17 protein-coding genes are annotated in these 18,206 nt (G+C 33.1%); 9 read left to right on the top strand and 8 right to left on the bottom strand.

The annotated features are described in order from the left end of the window. Window positions 1-26 precede the first annotated feature (26 nt). The 3 genes from Z054_RS0113665 to Z054_RS0113655 all read left to right on the top strand — a co-directional run bounded on the left by Z054_RS0113665 (window position 27) and on the right by Z054_RS0113655 (window position 5,303). A complete protein-coding gene (locus Z054_RS0113665; protein ID WP_024770622.1) occupies window positions 27-2,927 on the top strand; it encodes a DEAD/DEAH box helicase in 2,901 nt (966 codons plus the stop codon). 187 nt (window positions 2,928-3,114) lie between these two features. Then, entirely contained in the window at window positions 3,115-4,389 is a 1,275-nt protein-coding gene (locus Z054_RS0113660; protein WP_024770621.1) for a metal-dependent hydrolase family protein, read from the top strand. Between the two features lie 173 nt (window positions 4,390-4,562). Then, complete coding sequence (locus Z054_RS0113655; RefSeq protein ID WP_024770620.1) at window positions 4,563-5,303, top strand: phosphodiester glycosidase family protein; 741 nt, start codon at window positions 4,563-4,565, stop codon at window positions 5,301-5,303. A gap of 98 nt (window positions 5,304-5,401) precedes the next feature. Here the strand turns inward: Z054_RS0113655 and Z054_RS0113650 are convergent, their stop codons facing one another. The 5 genes from Z054_RS0113650 to Z054_RS28525 all read right to left on the bottom strand — a co-directional run bounded on the left by Z054_RS0113650 (window position 5,402) and on the right by Z054_RS28525 (window position 8,637). Next, window positions 5,402-5,971 carry a hypothetical protein gene (locus Z054_RS0113650; protein ID WP_024770619.1) on the bottom strand — a complete coding sequence of 190 codons (570 nt, stop codon included), beginning with the start codon at window positions 5,969-5,971 and terminating at the stop codon, window positions 5,402-5,404. 39 nt (window positions 5,972-6,010) lie between these two features. Continuing rightward, window positions 6,011-6,667 (bottom strand): helix-turn-helix domain-containing protein, encoded by a 657-nt coding sequence (locus Z054_RS0113645; protein WP_024770618.1) that lies wholly within the window; start codon window positions 6,665-6,667, stop codon window positions 6,011-6,013. A 52-nt stretch (window positions 6,668-6,719) separates the two neighbouring features. Continuing rightward, entirely contained in the window at window positions 6,720-7,292 is a 573-nt protein-coding gene (locus tag Z054_RS0113640) for an REP-associated tyrosine transposase (protein WP_024770617.1), read from the bottom strand. Window positions 7,293-7,460: 168 nt separating this feature from the next. Next, entirely contained in the window at window positions 7,461-8,162 is a 702-nt protein-coding gene (locus tag Z054_RS0113635) for a hypothetical protein (protein WP_024770616.1), read from the bottom strand. A gap of 202 nt (window positions 8,163-8,364) precedes the next feature. After that, window positions 8,365-8,637 (bottom strand): hypothetical protein, encoded by a 273-nt coding sequence (locus Z054_RS28525; protein ID WP_024770615.1) that lies wholly within the window; start codon window positions 8,635-8,637, stop codon window positions 8,365-8,367. A gap of 272 nt (window positions 8,638-8,909) precedes the next feature. On the opposite strand from Z054_RS28525, the gene Z054_RS0113625 reads away from it, so the two are divergent. The 6 genes from Z054_RS0113625 (at window position 8,910) to Z054_RS0113600 (ending at window position 15,176) form a co-directional block, all read left to right on the top strand. Beyond that, a complete protein-coding gene (locus Z054_RS0113625) occupies window positions 8,910-9,545 on the top strand; it encodes a LysE family translocator (protein ID WP_024770614.1) in 636 nt (211 codons plus the stop codon). Window positions 9,546-9,610: 65 nt separating this feature from the next. Then, entirely contained in the window at window positions 9,611-10,618 is a 1,008-nt protein-coding gene (locus Z054_RS0113620) for a sensor histidine kinase (RefSeq protein WP_024770613.1), read from the top strand. An 18-nt stretch (window positions 10,619-10,636) separates the two neighbouring features. Then, window positions 10,637-11,404: a LytR/AlgR family response regulator transcription factor gene (locus tag Z054_RS0113615; RefSeq protein WP_024770612.1), complete on the top strand. Its 768-nt coding sequence runs from the start codon at window positions 10,637-10,639 to the stop codon at window positions 11,402-11,404. 129 nt (window positions 11,405-11,533) lie between these two features. Continuing rightward, window positions 11,534-12,298, top strand: coding sequence for a hypothetical protein (locus Z054_RS30240; protein WP_152538555.1), 765 nt, complete (start codon window positions 11,534-11,536; stop codon window positions 12,296-12,298). 79 nt (window positions 12,299-12,377) lie between these two features. Further along, window positions 12,378-13,667 carry an alpha/beta hydrolase-fold protein gene (locus Z054_RS0113605; protein WP_024770610.1) on the top strand — a complete coding sequence of 430 codons (1,290 nt, stop codon included), beginning with the start codon at window positions 12,378-12,380 and terminating at the stop codon, window positions 13,665-13,667. A gap of 234 nt (window positions 13,668-13,901) precedes the next feature. Further along, window positions 13,902-15,176 (top strand): alpha/beta hydrolase-fold protein, encoded by a 1,275-nt coding sequence (locus Z054_RS0113600; RefSeq protein ID WP_024770609.1) that lies wholly within the window; start codon window positions 13,902-13,904, stop codon window positions 15,174-15,176. Between the two features lie 111 nt (window positions 15,177-15,287). On the opposite strand, the gene fabD is transcribed toward Z054_RS0113600, so the two are convergent. From fabD to Z054_RS30235, 3 genes are all read right to left on the bottom strand, one after another. Beyond that, complete coding sequence (gene fabD, locus Z054_RS0113595) at window positions 15,288-16,169, bottom strand: ACP S-malonyltransferase (RefSeq protein ID WP_024770608.1); 882 nt, start codon at window positions 16,167-16,169, stop codon at window positions 15,288-15,290. A gap of 214 nt (window positions 16,170-16,383) precedes the next feature. After that, on the bottom strand, window positions 16,384-17,235 hold the full coding sequence (locus Z054_RS0113590; RefSeq protein WP_024770607.1) for a fructosamine kinase family protein: 852 nt from the start codon (window positions 17,233-17,235) through the stop codon (window positions 16,384-16,386). After that, entirely contained in the window at window positions 17,235-18,173 is a 939-nt protein-coding gene (locus Z054_RS30235; RefSeq protein ID WP_024770606.1) for a dihydrofolate reductase, read from the bottom strand. Before Z054_RS30235 ends, Z054_RS0113590 begins: the two co-directional genes overlap by 1 nt. Window positions 18,174-18,206: the final 33 nt, after the last annotated feature.

Genomic DNA, 18,206 nt, shown 5'->3' with positions numbered 1-18,206 from the left:
TAATCTCTTAAACTTATTCCTTTTTCATGGATTCCCTTTGCATTTGTTATAACCTTGTTGATCACAGTCTTTCTAAAATTCCCCTTTTACCAGAAGCATATGTTGTACCAATAACGAATGGCCATCTTGGTTATGTAGAAAAACAAGCAACGCCTGAAACTTTAGAAAGCTACGAAATCATATTTCATGACACTCCTCATGAGCAATTACTAGAGATATGCTCGTGCTTAAAAATCAAAGCATTAGAACAACAATTTATGCCTGTAAAAAGGAGAAAAAGTTTAACCTTTTCAGATGTATTAAAAGATCCAAAAGTAAACGATGTTGTACTTGATTATATAAGCAAAAAATTATCCGTTTTCTATTCCTTGATTGTTTCGCATCAATATGCAATAACTATTAATGCCCAGAGAAAAGATCCTTTCGAAAACCATAAATTATCAATTGGCAATACTACACTAAAGCCTATTCTCGAATTCACTAAGATAGATGAAGGCATTGAATATGCTTTTTCTCTAAAAAACAAAGATACGCTCATTATACCTAAAAATAATGATATCCAAATATTACTTAACGAGCCTTCGTGGATTATCGTAGATAAATACTTGTACCAAATTGAAAACTTAAATGCTAATAAATTAAAACCTTTTTTTGATAAAGAAAAAATTACCATTGCACGTAAGCATATCAAAATTTACTTAGAAAAAGTAATCATACCCATTATCAAAAATGTAGATGTTATAACCCATGGTTTTGATATTATTACACATAAAAATATAGCATCATATGGGATAGAAATTATCCAGGATTTTATCCAGAACACTTATATAATTAAGGTTGTTTTTGAATACAACACTATTCATTTTGATTATAACAGTACAAAAACTACGGTTTCTAATGTACGTTTCGGAAATGATGATCAAATTCAAATTATCCAAACCAAACGCAATCCAGAAGCTGAGCAGAAAATCATTAGTTTACTAACATCCAAAGGGCTAGAGGTTAATAATAATCTATTATTAGAAACTAAAGCCTCTGATGACCCTTTTGAAATTCTAAATTGGTTAAAATTGAACAAAACCCAATTAGAAGCAGATGGTTTTGAGATAAACCTACCTTTACTAGGCGAGAGAACGGTTAATCTTGCTCCACATACCATTGAGATTGGTAGTCAACAAGAGAATGATTGGTTTGATATTAAAGGGGTTGTTACTATTGGGAGTCAGGAAATTCCTTTTTCAAAATTTATAACATATATCAAGCAAAATAATCGTTTTTTCCCAATTGATGAGGATCAGGTTTTTATTATCCCTAACGAATGGATGACACGATATAAAAAACTTGTAGATTTTGGTCAGATACAAGATAAAAATATACGTATCACCAAAAGTAACTACATCCTGTTAAAGGATATTATTCCACCAGAAGAAATTAGTATAGAAGACTCTACCAGTCATCTTTATAAACCATCATCTAAACTTAAAGCAACATTACGCCCTTATCAGGAAGAAGGAGTGCAATGGTTGGTTAATCATCATTACAATAAATTAGGTGCCTGCTTAGCAGATGATATGGGATTAGGAAAAACCTTGCAAACTATTGCGATGCTAGTTTATGCAAAAGAACGACTAGAGCCTGTAGATAAAAAGCTTGAAAAAATTCGATTAGACTTATTTATCGATCCTCTAGAGGTAAAAACCTACCTCAAAGCTTTGATCGTACTTCCCTCTTCTCTGGTGTTTAATTGGGCACAGGAGATATTAAAGTTTGCTCCGCATCTCAATATTGTTAAATACACAGGTCCTGATCGCAAAAAAATCACTCCATACCTAGAGACCTACGATATTATTCTCACAACCTATACTACAGTATCAAAGGATATCGCTGCTTTAAAAAAGGTAAATTTCACCTATCTAATCACAGACGAGAGTCAACAGATCAAAAACAAAGAGTCTAAAATATTTCAGGCGATAAATAATATAAACACTACCCATAAAATTTCTCTAAGTGGTACACCGATAGAAAATTCATTATCTGATCTTTGGTCTCAGATGGAATTTATTAACCCAGGAATGTTAGGCAGTTATCCATTTTTTAAGGATCGTTTTAAAACTCCGATAGAAAAACATCAAGATCCAGAATGCATCAAAGAGTTAAAAGCGTTAATAGACCCTTTTATACTAAGAAGAACTAAAGAACAGGTTGCCAAAGATCTTCCCGAATTATCAGAACAGACAATATACACAGAGATGCTTTCTGAACAGGAAAAGCAATACGAATCTCAGAAATCGGCAGCCAGAAATCTATTACTAGGTATTGATTCTGCATCAACAAATAAGATCCATGTTCTTAATACACTCACAAAACTTCGCCAGATTGTAAATCATCCTAAACTTGTAGACGATAAAACAAAAGATTTATCAGGGAAATTTCAGGATGTTACTCATTACCTTGACACACTGGTCAAAGCCAACAAAAAAGTGCTCGTATTCAGTTCCTTTGTATCTCATCTTGATTTGTATCAGGAATGGTGTTCGACGCATAATGTATCCTATTTAACATTAACCGGGCAAACCAAGAGTGCCGATCGAGAAGCTATTGTAAATGAGTTTCAGAAAAATGATGATATCAATTTGTTCTTCATTTCATTAAAAGCAGGTGGTGTTGGATTAAACCTTACCAAAGCATCTTATGTAGTATTATTAGATCCATGGTGGAATCCATTTATTGAAAAGCAAGCAATTGCCAGAGCTCACCGTATAGGACAAATCAATAATGTGATGGTCACAAGATTTATTACCAAAAATACTATCGAAGAAAAAATACTGCAACTACAGGAAAAGAAAAAAGGTTTATCTGATGAGATTATTGATATTAATGCTATCCCTCAGTACATAGAACAAAATCTAGAAGAGTTACTAAAATAATTTGATACTATTTATAAAAAACCTAAGGCCTCACAAGTTTTAAAAACTTGTGAGGCCTTAAACCAATTCCCATATTTCTAAAAGAAATCATAATCAACCTCTTAATCACAACAATTTATTTTAAATTGTTCCTTTTCTATATTCAAAACTCAATTTTAATTTATAGTAATTTTTCACACCATCACTTATGAGATATCTATACACAGTGCTTTTTGTTTTTATAAGTACGACCATTTTAGCTCAAAACACGTATTTACAATGCGGAAAACTAACCGATACCAAAACAGGTAAAATCCTTACCGAAAAAACGATTGTCGTTTCCGGAAATAAAATTATTAAAATCGAAAATGGCTTTGTAGTCGGTAAAAAAGATGATATCATTATAGATCTTAAAAATAAAACAGTGATGCCCGGTTTGATTGATATGCACGTACATCTAGAAGGTGAAACAAATCCAAAGGCATATCTTCAAAAATATACCGATAGCGAAGCAGATGTCGCTTTTAACTCAGTTCAGTTTGCTAAAACAACACTAATGGCAGGTTTTACTACAGTAAGAGACCTGGGAGGGAGCGGAGTAAATATTTCGCTTAAAAAAGCAATTAAAAGTGGCCGTATTAAAGGCCCCAGAGTATTTACAGCTGGCAAGTCTCTGGCTACCACTGGTGGACATGCAGATCCTACCAACGGAAGTAAAAGGTCATTAATTGGTGATCCAGGCCCAAAAGAAGGTGTAGTAAATAGTATCGAAGATGCAAAAAAAGCAGTACGACAACGCTATAAAAATGGCGCAGATCTTATCAAAATTACAGCTACCGGAGGTGTATTAAGTGTAGCAAAAAGCAGTTCTAACCCTCAATTTACTGTAGAGGAGATTAAGGCTATATGCGAAACTGCAAAAGATTATGGATTTCATGTTGCAGCACATGCACATGGCGATGAAGGAATGCAACGTGCCATCCTGGGTGGTGTAAAAACTATTGAGCACGGTACATTAATGAGTGAGAAAACGATGGATTTAATGAAACAGCATAATGCATATCTAGTACCTACCATTACTGCAGGAAAAGAGGTTACCGAAAAAGCAGCTATTGATGGTTATTACCCTGCTATCATTGTTCCTAAGGCACTAGAGATCGGTCCAAAAATCCAAAATACATTTAAAAAAGCATATGATCGTGGGGTAGGTATCGCTTTTGGTACCGATGCAGGAGTATTTAAACACGGACAAAACGGAAAAGAGTTTGGTTTTATGGTCGAAGCGGGTATGCCTGCAATGGCAACTATACAAAGTGCTACTACTATCAACGCCAAAATCCTGAATATGCAAGATCAGATCGGACAAATTACTCCAGGTTTCTTAGCCGATATCGTAGCAGTAAATGATGATCCAACCCAAAAAATAAATACGATGGAGAATGTAGTGTTTGTAATGAAAGAAGGAAAAATATATAAGAAATAGTAGGTAGTGCCTGATCGGAAATAGATCACTATTAGATTTGTTTCTTTTTGCGCAATTTCAATTTATCTTTTATCACCTGATACTAAGGCATCTGTGTCAAAAAAGAAAATCAAAATTCCATCAAAAATAATTCAAATCATAAAAATCGCCTATTTCAGACTAGGCACTAGGTAATGAAAAAACTCATTGGTTCTATAGTAATACTTGGAGCTCTGGTACTATTAACCAGTTTCTTTTTTGTTAAGAAATCAGAAACTCAGGTTGACAAGTCCAGATTTTTAAGCTACGAGGTAAATCCATTGCAACAGGAACTACATTTCTATTGGAAAAATGAGAATACTAATACTTACAAAAGCTTTCAAAACTTAAAATCAGAACTTGAAAAAGAAAACAAGGAATTGATTTTTGCAATGAATGGGGGGATGTATAACAAAGACTTATCCCCTCAAGGGCTTTATATTGAAAATGGAGAAACCAAAGCCAGAATTGACACATCTCAAAGTGGATATGGTAACTTTTACCTTCAACCCAATGGGATATTCTATTTGACTAAAAAAAACAAACCCGTCATTTGCACTACAAAGATATTTACGGATAGTGAGCATATCAAATATGCCACACAATCTGGGCCTATGCTCCTGATTGACGGAAAAATCCATCCCAAATTTAGAAAAGGATCTTCTAATGTTCATATTAGAAACGGAGTAGGAATCTTGCCCAATGGAAATTTACTTTTTGCCATCTCTAAAGAGAAAACAAATTTTTATGATTTTGCTTCCTATTTTAAACAAAACGGTTGCAAAAATGCATTGTATCTGGATGGATTTGTATCCAGAGCATACTTACCTTCTAAAAACTGGAACCAATTAGACGGTAACTTTGGCGTAATTATAGGAGAAACTAAAACAAAATAATACAGATAATATCATTTTAGTTTTTAGTATACATACCACCTACTCTTACCCAGCACAGAAAACATTTCTGTGCTATCATATCTGAGCGATTGGATTACTTAGATTACCTTTTGTTTGTGTTCAAAAACAACTTGTCCTAATCTATTCATAATATCATATAATTCTCTTAACTCTTTAACAGTAGTAACAGATTCATTAGGTCGAAGACTTAGAGTTGAATCACCATTTTGAATTTTTGTAGTTATGTACAAAATATGATTTGGTAATATTTCTGTTAGTATATCATCATTCAAAATATAATTGGTTAATTCCTTATTGCCTTTTAAATTATACTTTTTCAGTAATTTTTTTGCATTAACAGATAGCACATTTTTAGATATTGGAACACTAAACATTTTCTGAAAAAAAGATTTAGGAAAAATACTTTGTGCTTTTTTTAGAATAAACGGTAAGATTAATACTATTTTAAAAGGGGATCCATCAAGAGTATTAACTGCCCTAATCCCCATATTATCATAACAATATATTTTTATTGAATAATTTTCTTTTTTAATTATACCATAACTATTTTGACTAATAAATGCTCCCCCTGTTGTATGCCTTTTTTTTAGATCATCCTGATGATAATCTCCATCAAGATCATTTATTAATTTTTCCAGTATATTCATACATCACTTTTTGATAAAATTATCAATAAAAAAATGAAATCAAGTGCTAATATTTTGTTTAAACTTTGTAGGTGTAACCCCTGTATACTTCTTAAAAACATCATAAAAAGTACCTGCACGATTAAACCCTACTTCAAAACCTATTGCAGAAATCTTATACTTATCAAAATCAGGGTTACCTAATAACTCCTTAGCTTCTTCAATTCTATACGTATTGATAAAATCTGTAAATCTTTTTTCTGAAACTTGGTTTATTAATTTAGAAAGCGTCGATCTGTTTGTCTCTAATAGTACAGCCATTGAATCCAAAGTTAAATCTTGCTGCCTATAGACACGTTCTTTTTCAACTAAATCTTTAAACTTTCTAAATATTGGATGATTTTCTGTGTATTCTTCTACATTACGATTGTTTAATCTACTATGATTCTCATTAGCAGAAATTTCTTTAAGTAACTCATTAATAGCTTTACGGTCTTTTGCTAATTTAAACTGATATAACCCTCTGTAACCGATCCAATAGAACATAATAGATATCCCTAACCATATTGGATAGTAAAGTTTTAAACCTCCAAGGCTAAATTTTGTAGCTAATGAATAAATTACCAGCCAGATAACACATAATATAAGCCCTGATCTAAGAAGTATATTTAACCATTTAATATTAATTTTAGGGTTTTCCTTCTTTGCTTTTTTCAACTTTTTATGTGATAGAACCCCCCCCGCTCCCGCTAGCGTCTCGCTAGTGGCATCAATGCTTTGTTAATCCAAATAGATATCCATCGCTATCAATCTCTAACACTGTATGGTCATCCTGATAATTTCTTGCGCTACTATATTTCCAATCTACCGGATCTGTTACAAAACCTGATTCGACAGGATTATTGTGAATATAATCTATTTTTTGTTGAATCACTTTATCACTCCATAATTCTATAGGCTTATTATGTTGCTGCCAAAATTGCATTCTGCTTACAGTAGCATTCTTTTTACCCGCCTTCTCAAACATCCATAACAACCATTCTTTCCTACTTTCCTGAGGGTTATTCTCTATTGCTTTTAACAACGTTTTAGAAGTATACCCTTTAAAATCTCTAATCAACCCAGAAGGATCATCATTTGAAGAACGAAATACCAAATGTATATGACTAGGCATAAAACAATACGCATAAACCTCCATACCTTTTTCTGATCTACAATATGTAATACTTTCTGACAAAACAGATAAATATTGTTCTCGTATAAATACATCTATCCAATACACTGTAGCAAAACTTATAAAGTACAAACCTGATGTATTATAAAACTTGTAGTTTCTACTCATCTGACCAAAATACAATATTACAGTTTCAAAAAATGAAACTAGAATATTGTAATCCTAATAAAAAAACCAATTACATCACTGTAACTAGCTCTTATCATTTATGCATTCTTATCCTCCAAGCTTTGACGCAACTAGCGAGACGCTAGCGGGAGCGGGGGTAGCTCTCGATTATCGCCGTTTATATTGACTGATATATCCTTTATAACGCTCAGGATCTTTTCTAAAAGCATATTTGCCTGTGTCCCGAACCTCATCTACAGCCTCTTTAAGATGGGTAAAGGCTCTATCCCGGCTTTCTTTGACTTTAGAATTATCTAAGGTAGTTCCATTAGCTTTGGCCAGTAATTCGGCAAGAGCATCTGATTTCTGTGCTGCCAGTTCTAAGTTTCGAAGATCGTATTTCGTTTTTTCGAGTTCTCGCACATTGGCTTTACCCAATACACTAATATCCATCAAATCCTGGATCATATCTGCATCCCCTTCTCCATCTGCAATAGCTCGTACACGAGCGATAAGGTCTGGTCTTTTTCGAAACGCAAAGCGCAAATCGGCTAGCAAATCATTTCTAAACTCGTATGCTTTAGGAGATTTTTCTTTCCAAACTTTGGAGGCTTCCTCCCGGCTATACCGCTCTTTCATCCACATGGCCTGAGCATATCGACAAGCTCCCGTCCTAATAGGTAAATCTTCTATAAACATCTCCCAACCCAGCCCTTTGGCTAGTAATACTTCTTTGTCTTCCTCTGTCCACACATACAAGTTTTCAGCTTCCTGAATAAATACATCAACAGGAAGTGTTGGTGCCTTTATTTTTTCTTGTGGTAGTGCTTCTAATACGGCTAATTTTACGTCATAATTTTCTTTAGACATGATATTAGTGTTTTTGTGATCTATTGCATGCTATAAAATTTTACAATACATCGTAGTTAATAAATAAATTGTGTATAATGATAAAACATACTAGTTCTGAAAAACGGAACTGAAAAAATGAAGTTTTTTTAAGAATGGGGACTAGGTTTATGATTTTGGATCTCATATGTAGCATTTGACTTTACACAATCCACACTTCTGGTTACCCTCCAAAACCATTAAGAATATTTGTTTTTTGACTTTTTGTATAGAATCCAAAAGTAAATCCTACCGGTTCGGCATACACAAAACTTTGTAGAGTAATGTCATACTCAATAGGAGCATTCAAAGTTTTCATGGTATTAATAATGCGATACAGTTTGGTTTTTGAAATTCCTAACTTAGAGATCAGTTCTTCTGGCGACCCCGTAGCTTGCATGCGAATGAGTTGATCCATTCGCTCTATCAATTGTATTTGCTTTACCATCAAATTCATAACTATAGATTAAAAATGTACACTGTACTACGAAATATGAGAAATTGCTCTTTTTAATAGTATTCTTTATGGTTTTGACATCGTAATAAAAATCGAAATTATGGTTTTTCCGTAAGAGATAAATACAGATATCTGTAAACTCCGATGTATTTTAAATTTTGTCTAAAGACATTTACATTTGACATCAAATTTTTGAGGGTAGTACTACGCATCGGTATTCGAAATTGCAAAAAAAACAATACTTTTATCCCATGAATCTGTAATCAAAGTATATGATGCCTATCAACGAACTTCTTATATTTGCCCTTGCCTCTCTAATTATGGTTTTATCTCCCGGACCTAATATGATCTACCTTATCTCTAGATCCTTATCCCAAGGAAAAAAAGCTGGGATTATCTCTCTTTTTGGGGTTATCTGCGGATTTTTATTTCATATTCTTATGGTATCGTTTGGGTTAACTGCCATATTCTTTGCAGTGCCCTATGCTTTTGTGATTGTTAAGTTTCTGGGAGTTGGTTATTTATTGTATTTGGCATACAATACTATTAGATCTGGTGGCACTAAAATATTCGACACCGATCGTTCTTTAAAAGAAGACAAACCTTTTAAGTTATTTAATATTGGGCTTCTTACCAATGTACTCAATCCCAAAATGGCATTGTTTTACTTGTCATTTTTTCCTCAATTTATTAAACCAGAATACGGATCAATTTTAGGACAAAGTTTTCAATTGGGAATCATACAGATTATTATTAGTTTTTCAATTAATTTTGGTATCGTTATTTCGGCAGCAAAAATGGCGGGTTGGTTTGCCAAAAACCCATTATGGGTAAGGGTTCAAAAGTGGTTTATGGCCTCTGTATTAACAGGATTAGCTGTAAAAATAGCTTTCGCGAAAGCGAAATAACAAATACAATTCAAAATCAAAAAGTAAAAACTTCCTATTTGAATTGAATGCTATATTTGTAATCTATGACATACTTAAAACTTAATAAATCAGATTATAAGCTTCTTATATTTTACTTTATTCTAGCTACTCTCTGGGATGCCGTTAGGTACTACATTTTGGATATGTCCTTATTACAATATGTAGTAAACCTACCTCTTTTTTGGGTAAAAACAATTATTCTACTCTTTCTTTTTAAATACCTCATCATAGAATTACTGGTTAAGAGTAAAAAGTATATTCTGTTTTTTATTTTGGCACTGACAAGTGTTATTTTAATCGGTTTTGGATCTCTTATTATTGAGTTTTGGTCTAATGGTAATCCACTAGATTTTTCTAATATGGGAACTCTTTTGTTCTTTAAAAGCTACTATAACTCTGCAATAGATATTGCCATGCCCCTAGGGTTATTGTTGGGTAAAAAGTACTATGAAAACTTTATAAAAGTTAATCAAATTGAAAAAGAACAACGAGAAACAGAGCTTAAATTATTACGATCACAGTTTGATCCTCATTTTTTGTTTAATAGCTTAAATACTATGGATGCGCTTATTGATTCTTCTCCTCAAAAAGCAAAAGTGTATACTGCGCGATTAGCTGCATTATATCGCTATCTAATCCAAACCAAGGATCAGGAAGTTGTCTCTTTGAAAGAAGAAATAAAATTAGCCGAAAATTATTTCTTTCTTATTAAAACTCGATTTGGGCATTCTTATGAATTTAAAATACCAGAAACCAACTTACCAAAAGACAAGTATTTACCTACTGGAGCATTACAGACCGTTATTGAAAATGTAGTAAAACATAATAAACCAACTAGCGATCAAATTATTACTACGCAAATCACGATTACCGAAGATCATATCCTGGTAAAAAATAATACCTCAAACATTTCAGAAACTAATCATTCTTTGGGAAGTGGGTTGAAGAATATAAAAAAACGGTATCTTTTGCTTTCTGATAGAGAAGTAACTATTGAAGAAAATAAGGCGTATTTTACTGTTTCGCTACCACTTCTAACATTAAAAGATTAAAACGACATCGTTGATCCTATGCATATTCTGATTTTAGAAGACGAAATTCCAGCTTATGAAAAACTTGAACTATATCTTACTGAATATTTTGAGTCACATCTTACTTTGGATTGGTCCAGATCGGTAAATGAGGCCACAGTTTTGTTATCCAAACACCAGTATGATTTAATCCTTTCAGATATTCAATTATTAGATGGCAATGCATTTGATCTCTTTGATCAAATACCAATATCTTCTCCTATTATCTTTTGTACTGCCTATGATACATTTCTATTAGATGCTTTTAAAACTAATGGTATTGCATATATCCTAAAACCCTATTCAAAAGAAGAACTTTCTGAAGCACTTCGTAAATATGAAACTCTTATTGCATTGCCAAAAAACACGCCTTCTGTAGGTAAAAATGTTTTTAAAGAGCTTAAAGAATTAATGACTCCCGAAAAAAGACAATTCCTAAAACGTTTTGTGATTAAAAAAGGAAATGGCATCAAGCTAATCGATACAAGTACAATATCACTAATTGAGGCTTATGGAGATTTTTGTAAGATCACAGACACCAAAGGCAATATACATAGAGCAACGCAAAAAATAGGCACTCTAACTGATCAGCTAGACCCTAAAGTTTTCTTCAGAATTAACAGAAGTCAAATGGTGAATATTAATCACATCAAAGCAATGGACAGCCATAGTAAAAACAGATTATTAATTATTCTGGATGGAGTTGAGCAAAGTGTAATCACTAGCTCAAGTACAACTTCTGCATTCAGAAAATGGGTACAATTTTAAGCATGTACTTACTTTAATTCTTCAACGGTAAAAAGAAACGCTTTACTGTTCTTTTGCCCCAATTCATCACTATTTTAAGATTAGCTTTTGGGTTACATGCTATATTTAGCTCAGGTTATTACTAAAAATATGAAAAATAAAATTGTAGTCGTGTTGATTAGTTTTTTAATGCACCATGGATTTGGGCAAGAAAACGAATCTTATTCTAAATTATTAAAAGAAGCCTGGGGTTTATACCAATCTAAAGAATTTTATACATCTGGGCAAAAATACACAGAAGCATTCGCTGTATTAGGTAATCAATCAAATATGTCTAACAAAGAGGTTTCTAATCGATTTAATGCTGCATGCGCCTGGGCATTAGCAAAAGAATCTGATGCTGCATTTGTACAATTATTCAAAATAGCAAAAGAAGGAAAGTTTTCTAATTATAAGCAGCTAACGAGTGATAGCGATTTAAAATCTCTATATACTGATCCAAGGTGGAAAGAAGTCACAGAAATTGTAGCAGCCGAATATGAAAAAATTAAACCTTTATCTAAGGAAGAATTAAAATCAATTTTCAAAAAATATAAAGATGCTCACCAAAAAGTCTTCAAAAAAGGATCTACAGTAGCAGACGTAGACTTTTTATATCGTTTTTACACAACAGATTTTGAATATAACCACCCCGGATATGGCGGTATTTATTCCAGAGAATTGCTTTATAACAATACCGTTAAATACTTAAAAAAAGGTAGGTATAATGATTTTCCAAAAAGCAAAATTGTAAATATGATTATTGGATTAAATGCTATTGTTATTGAAGAATTACAAGAAAATAAAACCGAAAGTAAAATGACGCTTATAAAATTTAGAAAAGATAAAATCTACTATATCGAAGAATATTGGTAGTCATGAATCAATCATCGACCATTATGATTTGATATTAAAAACAAATCAATTATTAGTAAAAAACCTCATCAATCACATTATGAAAACGAATAATTTCTCTATAATTACAATCCTTTTATTCACATTTATTTTTACCGGGAAAGCGCAACAGTCTCATAAATCTTCATTATCCAAAATCTCCTCTTCCCCAATCACTTATGCAGAAAAGATTACTTTTCATTCTAAGATTCTGGATGAAAATAGAGTCATGAATATTTACGTTCCAGAAAGTTTTCACGTAGCTTCAAAAGACCATACATATCCTGTAGTAATGATAAGTGGTTCTCATGGCGTTAAGTTTTTTCAAATGATATCTGGGGTCATACGACATCTAAGTTCTGTTACTCGAATGCCCGAAGCTATTGTTATTAGTTTTGAGGAAGAAACACATTATGCTCCCAATGTGTACAACAATGGTATGTGGGGAAGTAGAGAGAAACTCGAATTTAACGCCGATCCAGATAAATTCACAAAACATCTTAAAGAAGAGTTATTTCCGTATTTAAAAGAACAGTATCGTGCTGCCGATTACAGAATTATTGTTGGTGTATCAGGAAGTAGCGTATACCCACTACACACATTTGCAAAGGAGCCAGATCTATTTCAGGCACATATTACTGTTGCTACAGCAGATATGATTGGTATGGGCTATCAGTCCAACACCACCTTCATAGATGCTTTTGAAGAGAGTTTTGTTAAAAACCCCAATCGTAAAGCACAATTCTACCTGGGTGTCTCTGAAAATGATATTAGTAAAGACAAACCATACATCAAAAACATGGAGGAGTTGAAAAAACGTTTATCTCCATTTACTTCAAAAAACTTAAATTTAAAAGTTGAAGTCATCCCTAATGAAGATCATTATGCATGTATCATAAAAGCACTGCTTTCCTCAGTAGAAATGATTTTTCCGAAAGAAAAATGGTCTCCAAGATTTAGGGAAATTATTAAACAACCCGGTAATGCTTTAAAGAATATTGATGCTTTTCATCAAAAACTCTCAACAACATATGGTTTTCCTATCCTTCCAAAAGCTGAACGATGGAATAGTGTAAATTCTTTACGATTTATTGGTAGAAAATTATTACAAGATGGAAGAGTTAAAGAATCTATACAGGTTTTTAAACGACGAATACAGTACCGCCCTCAATCTCCATGGGCATATAGCAGTCTATCTGAAGCATTAGAAAAAAACAATCAACTCAATGCTGCATTTGAAACTCAACAAAAAGCAATAGCGCTCGCCAAAGAATATGATACCAAATACCTATCTGAATATGAAGAGCAATTGGCTAAAATTAAAACCAAACTTGAGAAACATGGGAAATGATAATTTCTACCCGTTGTGCATTTTGATATTTTTGAATCCCAAATTCGTCAATTCGAGTGCTTCGACCATAGGAAGAAGTGTATCGAGAATAGGATTTGGGATCAAAAAAGCTATTCTCGATACAATTTTTCTTCGTTTCACTATGAAAAATCACTCGAATTGACGCTTTTTTTATAGTATTAATTTTAAAATACACAACAGGTTAATTTCTATTATTCAATACATCTTATTACTATGAAGATTAAAAATCCATTTTTACTATGTATCCTATTTAATTTTCTCTTCTGTTCTTCATTCTCGCAAATCCAGATAACAGAAAATACTATAGGAAAGAACTTTATAATTCCTTCTAAAATACTAAATGAAGAAAGAAAAATTCAAATCTTTCTACCAGAAGATTATAATAATTCTTCAAAAAAACACCCTGTAATTTATATATTAGACGGGCAACGGCTTTTTCTTCATGCAGTAAGTTTATCACAATCCTTTAAAAAATTTAAACTCACCCCAGAATGTATCATTGTCGGGATTACAAATACATATCCCAAACGATTTGGTCATTTTAGTTCTGGAGCAAAAACCTTTTTAAGTTTTATCACTCAAGAACTTATTCCATATGTAGATCAAGAGTTTAAAACATCTGAAGAACGATTATTGTTTGGATGGGAATATGCTGGTGGGTTTGTTATTGAGACTATGACCAAAAACCCTGAGCTATTTAATGGATATCTGGCAGCAAGTCCTTTTCCTATTCATGATACAAGTTTACCCATATCAGTAAACAGAATGAAATCTCTAGATAGTATCCTCAACTCTAAGAAAAAACTCGAAACTTTTCTGTTTTTTACTTCTAGTATTCATGAAGGTGTAGTAACAGACGGTACCGAATACCTTAAAAACAAACTAGAATCAGAAGCTCCCGATACCTTGAGGTGGGAATATACCTATCTACAAAACGAGGAGCATCGCTCTACCCCATATCACACCCTTTATCATGGTTTAAAACAGTATTATCATTACTATCCAGAACTTCGGTTTAACTCCTTAGAAGAATATAAAAAATTGGGGGGAATGGATAATGTGGTTACCTATTATAAAAAGAGAGCAGAACAATTTGGTTTTCCCGAAAAAGTTGCACAACCTACAATGTGGAATCTTGTAAAAAAAGCTTCTGATGAAGATAATTATACCGCATTCAATACTTTTATGAATCAGTTTAAACCTAATGATTTTCTCGAACACCTAAGAACAAATTGGGGATGTGTTTTTGCTGCATTTTACATGAAACACAACCAACCCGAAAAAGCAAAGGAACTGTATGCTTTTTTTAGTAAAAAATCCCCTAACTCGGCACGCCCGGTTAATGGATTGGGCGATGTTTATCGTGTTTTAAAAAATAAAAAAGAAGCTATGATTTATTATAAACGTGCTATTCAACTTGGAAAGAAAAATTCTGATTGGAGATTACAAGAATATAAAAAAGATCTATCTGATTTAAAAAACGAATAAGCTCCAAGATCAAATCATTAAACTGTACATATCGGTTATAAAAAACCTCGCAGAAGATGCTAAGCTTATTTTAGCATCTTCTGCGAGGTTTATAATTTATCGTTGAAATTCTTACATCGAAGCCGAAATAGTTTCCATAGATCGATCTACTTTTTTCACCAATCCTGATAATACTTTTCCTGGTCCAACTTCGGTAAATGATGTTGCACCATCTTTGATCATATTTTGTACACTTTGTGTCCATTTTACAGGTGCAGTAAGTTGTGCGATCAAGTTCTTTTTAATTTCCTCGGGATCTGTAACTGCTTTTGTTGTTACATTTTGATACACAGGACAATTAGGTATATTAAATGTTGTAGCTTCAATCGCTGCGGCCAATTCTTCTCTAGCTGGCTCCATTAACGGAGAATGAAAAGCTCCTCCTACAGGTAATACCAGTGCTCTTCGAGCTCCTTTTTCTTTCATCAACTCACATGCTTTTTCGATAGCTTCTACTTCGCCAGAGATTACTAATTGCCCAGGGCAATTATAATTTGCTGCTACTACAATTCCATCTATTGTTTCACAGCCCTGCTCTACTACTTCATCTTCTAATCCCAAAACAGCTGCCATTGTAGATGGTTTCAACTCACATGCTTTTTGCATAGCCATCGCTCGTTTGGATACCAATCGTAATGCATCTTCAAAATTAAGAGTTCCGTTAGCAACTAAGGCAGAAAATTCACCTAAAGAATGTCCCGCAACCATATCTGGTTTAAAACTATCTCCTAATACTTTACTTAAGATAACAGAATGTAAAAAGATAGCAGGTTGTGTTACTTTAGTTTGTTTTAACTCATCTGCTGTTCCTTCAAACATAATTTTGGTAATCTCAAACCCTAAGATATCATTTGCTTTATCAAAAAGTTCTTTAGCGATATCTGAGTTTTCATATAGATCAAGACCCATTCCTGAAAACTGGGCTCCTTGACCAGGAAATACATATGCGTTCATATGATACTGTGTATTTAAAATTTTGACAAAAGTAAGGATAAAGTTGGTACGAGTAACTAGAATTTTTGTTTTGGGCGTCCGGGCGGGCTATTCGTTACAATTCCTCGTATTTTTAACCTTCGACAACACTTCGCCAAGCTCAGTATAGCGAGCTTAAAAAGATAATACTTCGGGATTTCTACTACTATCCCTGACGCAGACATCTCGTTTCAAATTAAGAATACCTATTCACAATACTCTTTACTTCATTGTAATATGAACTCCCAAACAGATTAAGGTGAACCAAAAGGTAATACAATTGCCAAATCGATAATCGATCTTTCCAATTCCCGACAAGAGGAAAAACTTCATTATAGACATCAAACACTGTAGAATTAAAACCTCCAAAAAGATGCATCATACCCATATCCATTTCTCTGGGTGCATAAGCAACTGCCGGATCAATAAGACAAGGATATCCCTGCATATCAATCATAAAATTACCATTCCATAAATCACCATGAATCAGGCTAGGTTTTTCGTCTGGAATTTCATCTTTAATCGTTTTATAAAATGCATCTAAGTCTGAAAATTTAAATCCTTTTTGTCGCGATAATTCAAATTGTGGTTGTAATCGCTGGGTTACATAAAATTCGTATGCAGAATCACTTATTGTATTGTACTGTGGTAGACTCCCTATATAATTATCATTTTCAAAACCAAAATAAGATTCGTTTTGTCGATGTAAGGCCGCTAATTGTTCTCCAAACATTTCCCAAAAATCATCTGTTTGTTTTCCAGAATCAATATATTCTAATATCAAAAAAGCAATATCATCAAATTCACCAAAACAAATAATATCCGGAATCGTAAATGTGTTTGAGTTTTTAAGTTTTTCAAGACCTTTGGTTTCTGCCTCAAACATCCCAGGGAATTTTGAAGCACTATTAAGTTTAGCAACAACCTTTTGATGGCTAGTCTGTATAAGATAGACCTCATTAATATCTCCCCCCGATAATGGCTGTATCGCTATTATCTTTTCTGAAAGTAATTCTTCAAAATGAGATATAAATTTTGAAGAGCGCATTATTTTTTGATATACGTCAAATACGTAAAAGGATACTTATGCTTTTCGTCTACATCATGAAATTGTTCTTTCTCCAACTTCCAGGCTTTAGCATCAATTTCAGGAAAAAAAGCGTCCGCTTCAAAAGACTCATGTACCCGGGTTAACTCTATACAATTTGCATAATCCATCCCCATCGTATAAATCTCGCCTCCTCCTATAATAAAAGGTTGTGCATCACCTTTAGCAATTTCTAAAGCATCCTGCATGTTGTGCACTACTATTACACCTTCTGCCTGATAGTTTGTATTTCTGGTAATAACAATATGTACGCGATTTGGAAGTAATTTAGGAAAAGTTTCAAAAGTTTTACGTCCCATAATAATATGATGACCGGTCGTTAGTTTTTTAAACCGTTTAAAATCATCTGGCAAATGCCAAACCAGATCATTATCCTTACCTAAGGCATTATTTTCTCCTGCCGCTGCAATCATTGTAATCATATTCTTAGCTTCTTTTAACTCTCCCACAATCTCTGATGTTTTTCCTTTTATAAATCCTTCTTTCTTTTTAACCAATTCTGCTTTGGGGTACATTAAATCTACATCTTTTTGGAGTAAAGCAATTTCTTCTTTTTGTTTGGTAATTAATCGTTCCATCTGGCGATCTGCCCACTGTTGCCCCATAAATGTACTAAACAACCATACATTACAAAAATGTATTACCAAAAGGAATGCCCAGCATAGTATTGCAATAATATACCAGTCTATCCCTAATAAGGTAACCTCTTTTCCATAACCAAATACTAGATTGAGAATTGCTAAGAATATTGATCCAACTATAAAAATAATAAAGTGCTGAAATAATCTTTTTTTCTGAATAACACGTTTACGTGCATGCTCATATAGCTCACGTTGCTGTGGATCAATTTGTGTTGTTTCTTTCTTTTTTGAAAACATATTAATGCTAACTTAGTACCGGCGAGTAAAGAT

The sequence above is a fragment of the Aquimarina macrocephali JAMB N27 genome, from assembly GCF_000520995.1.
In the GTDB taxonomy this organism is placed as follows: Bacteria; Bacteroidota; Bacteroidia; order Flavobacteriales; family Flavobacteriaceae; genus Aquimarina; species Aquimarina macrocephali.
Note: the sequence above shows the minus strand (reverse complement) of the source record. Positions and strands in the feature narration are given on the sequence as shown.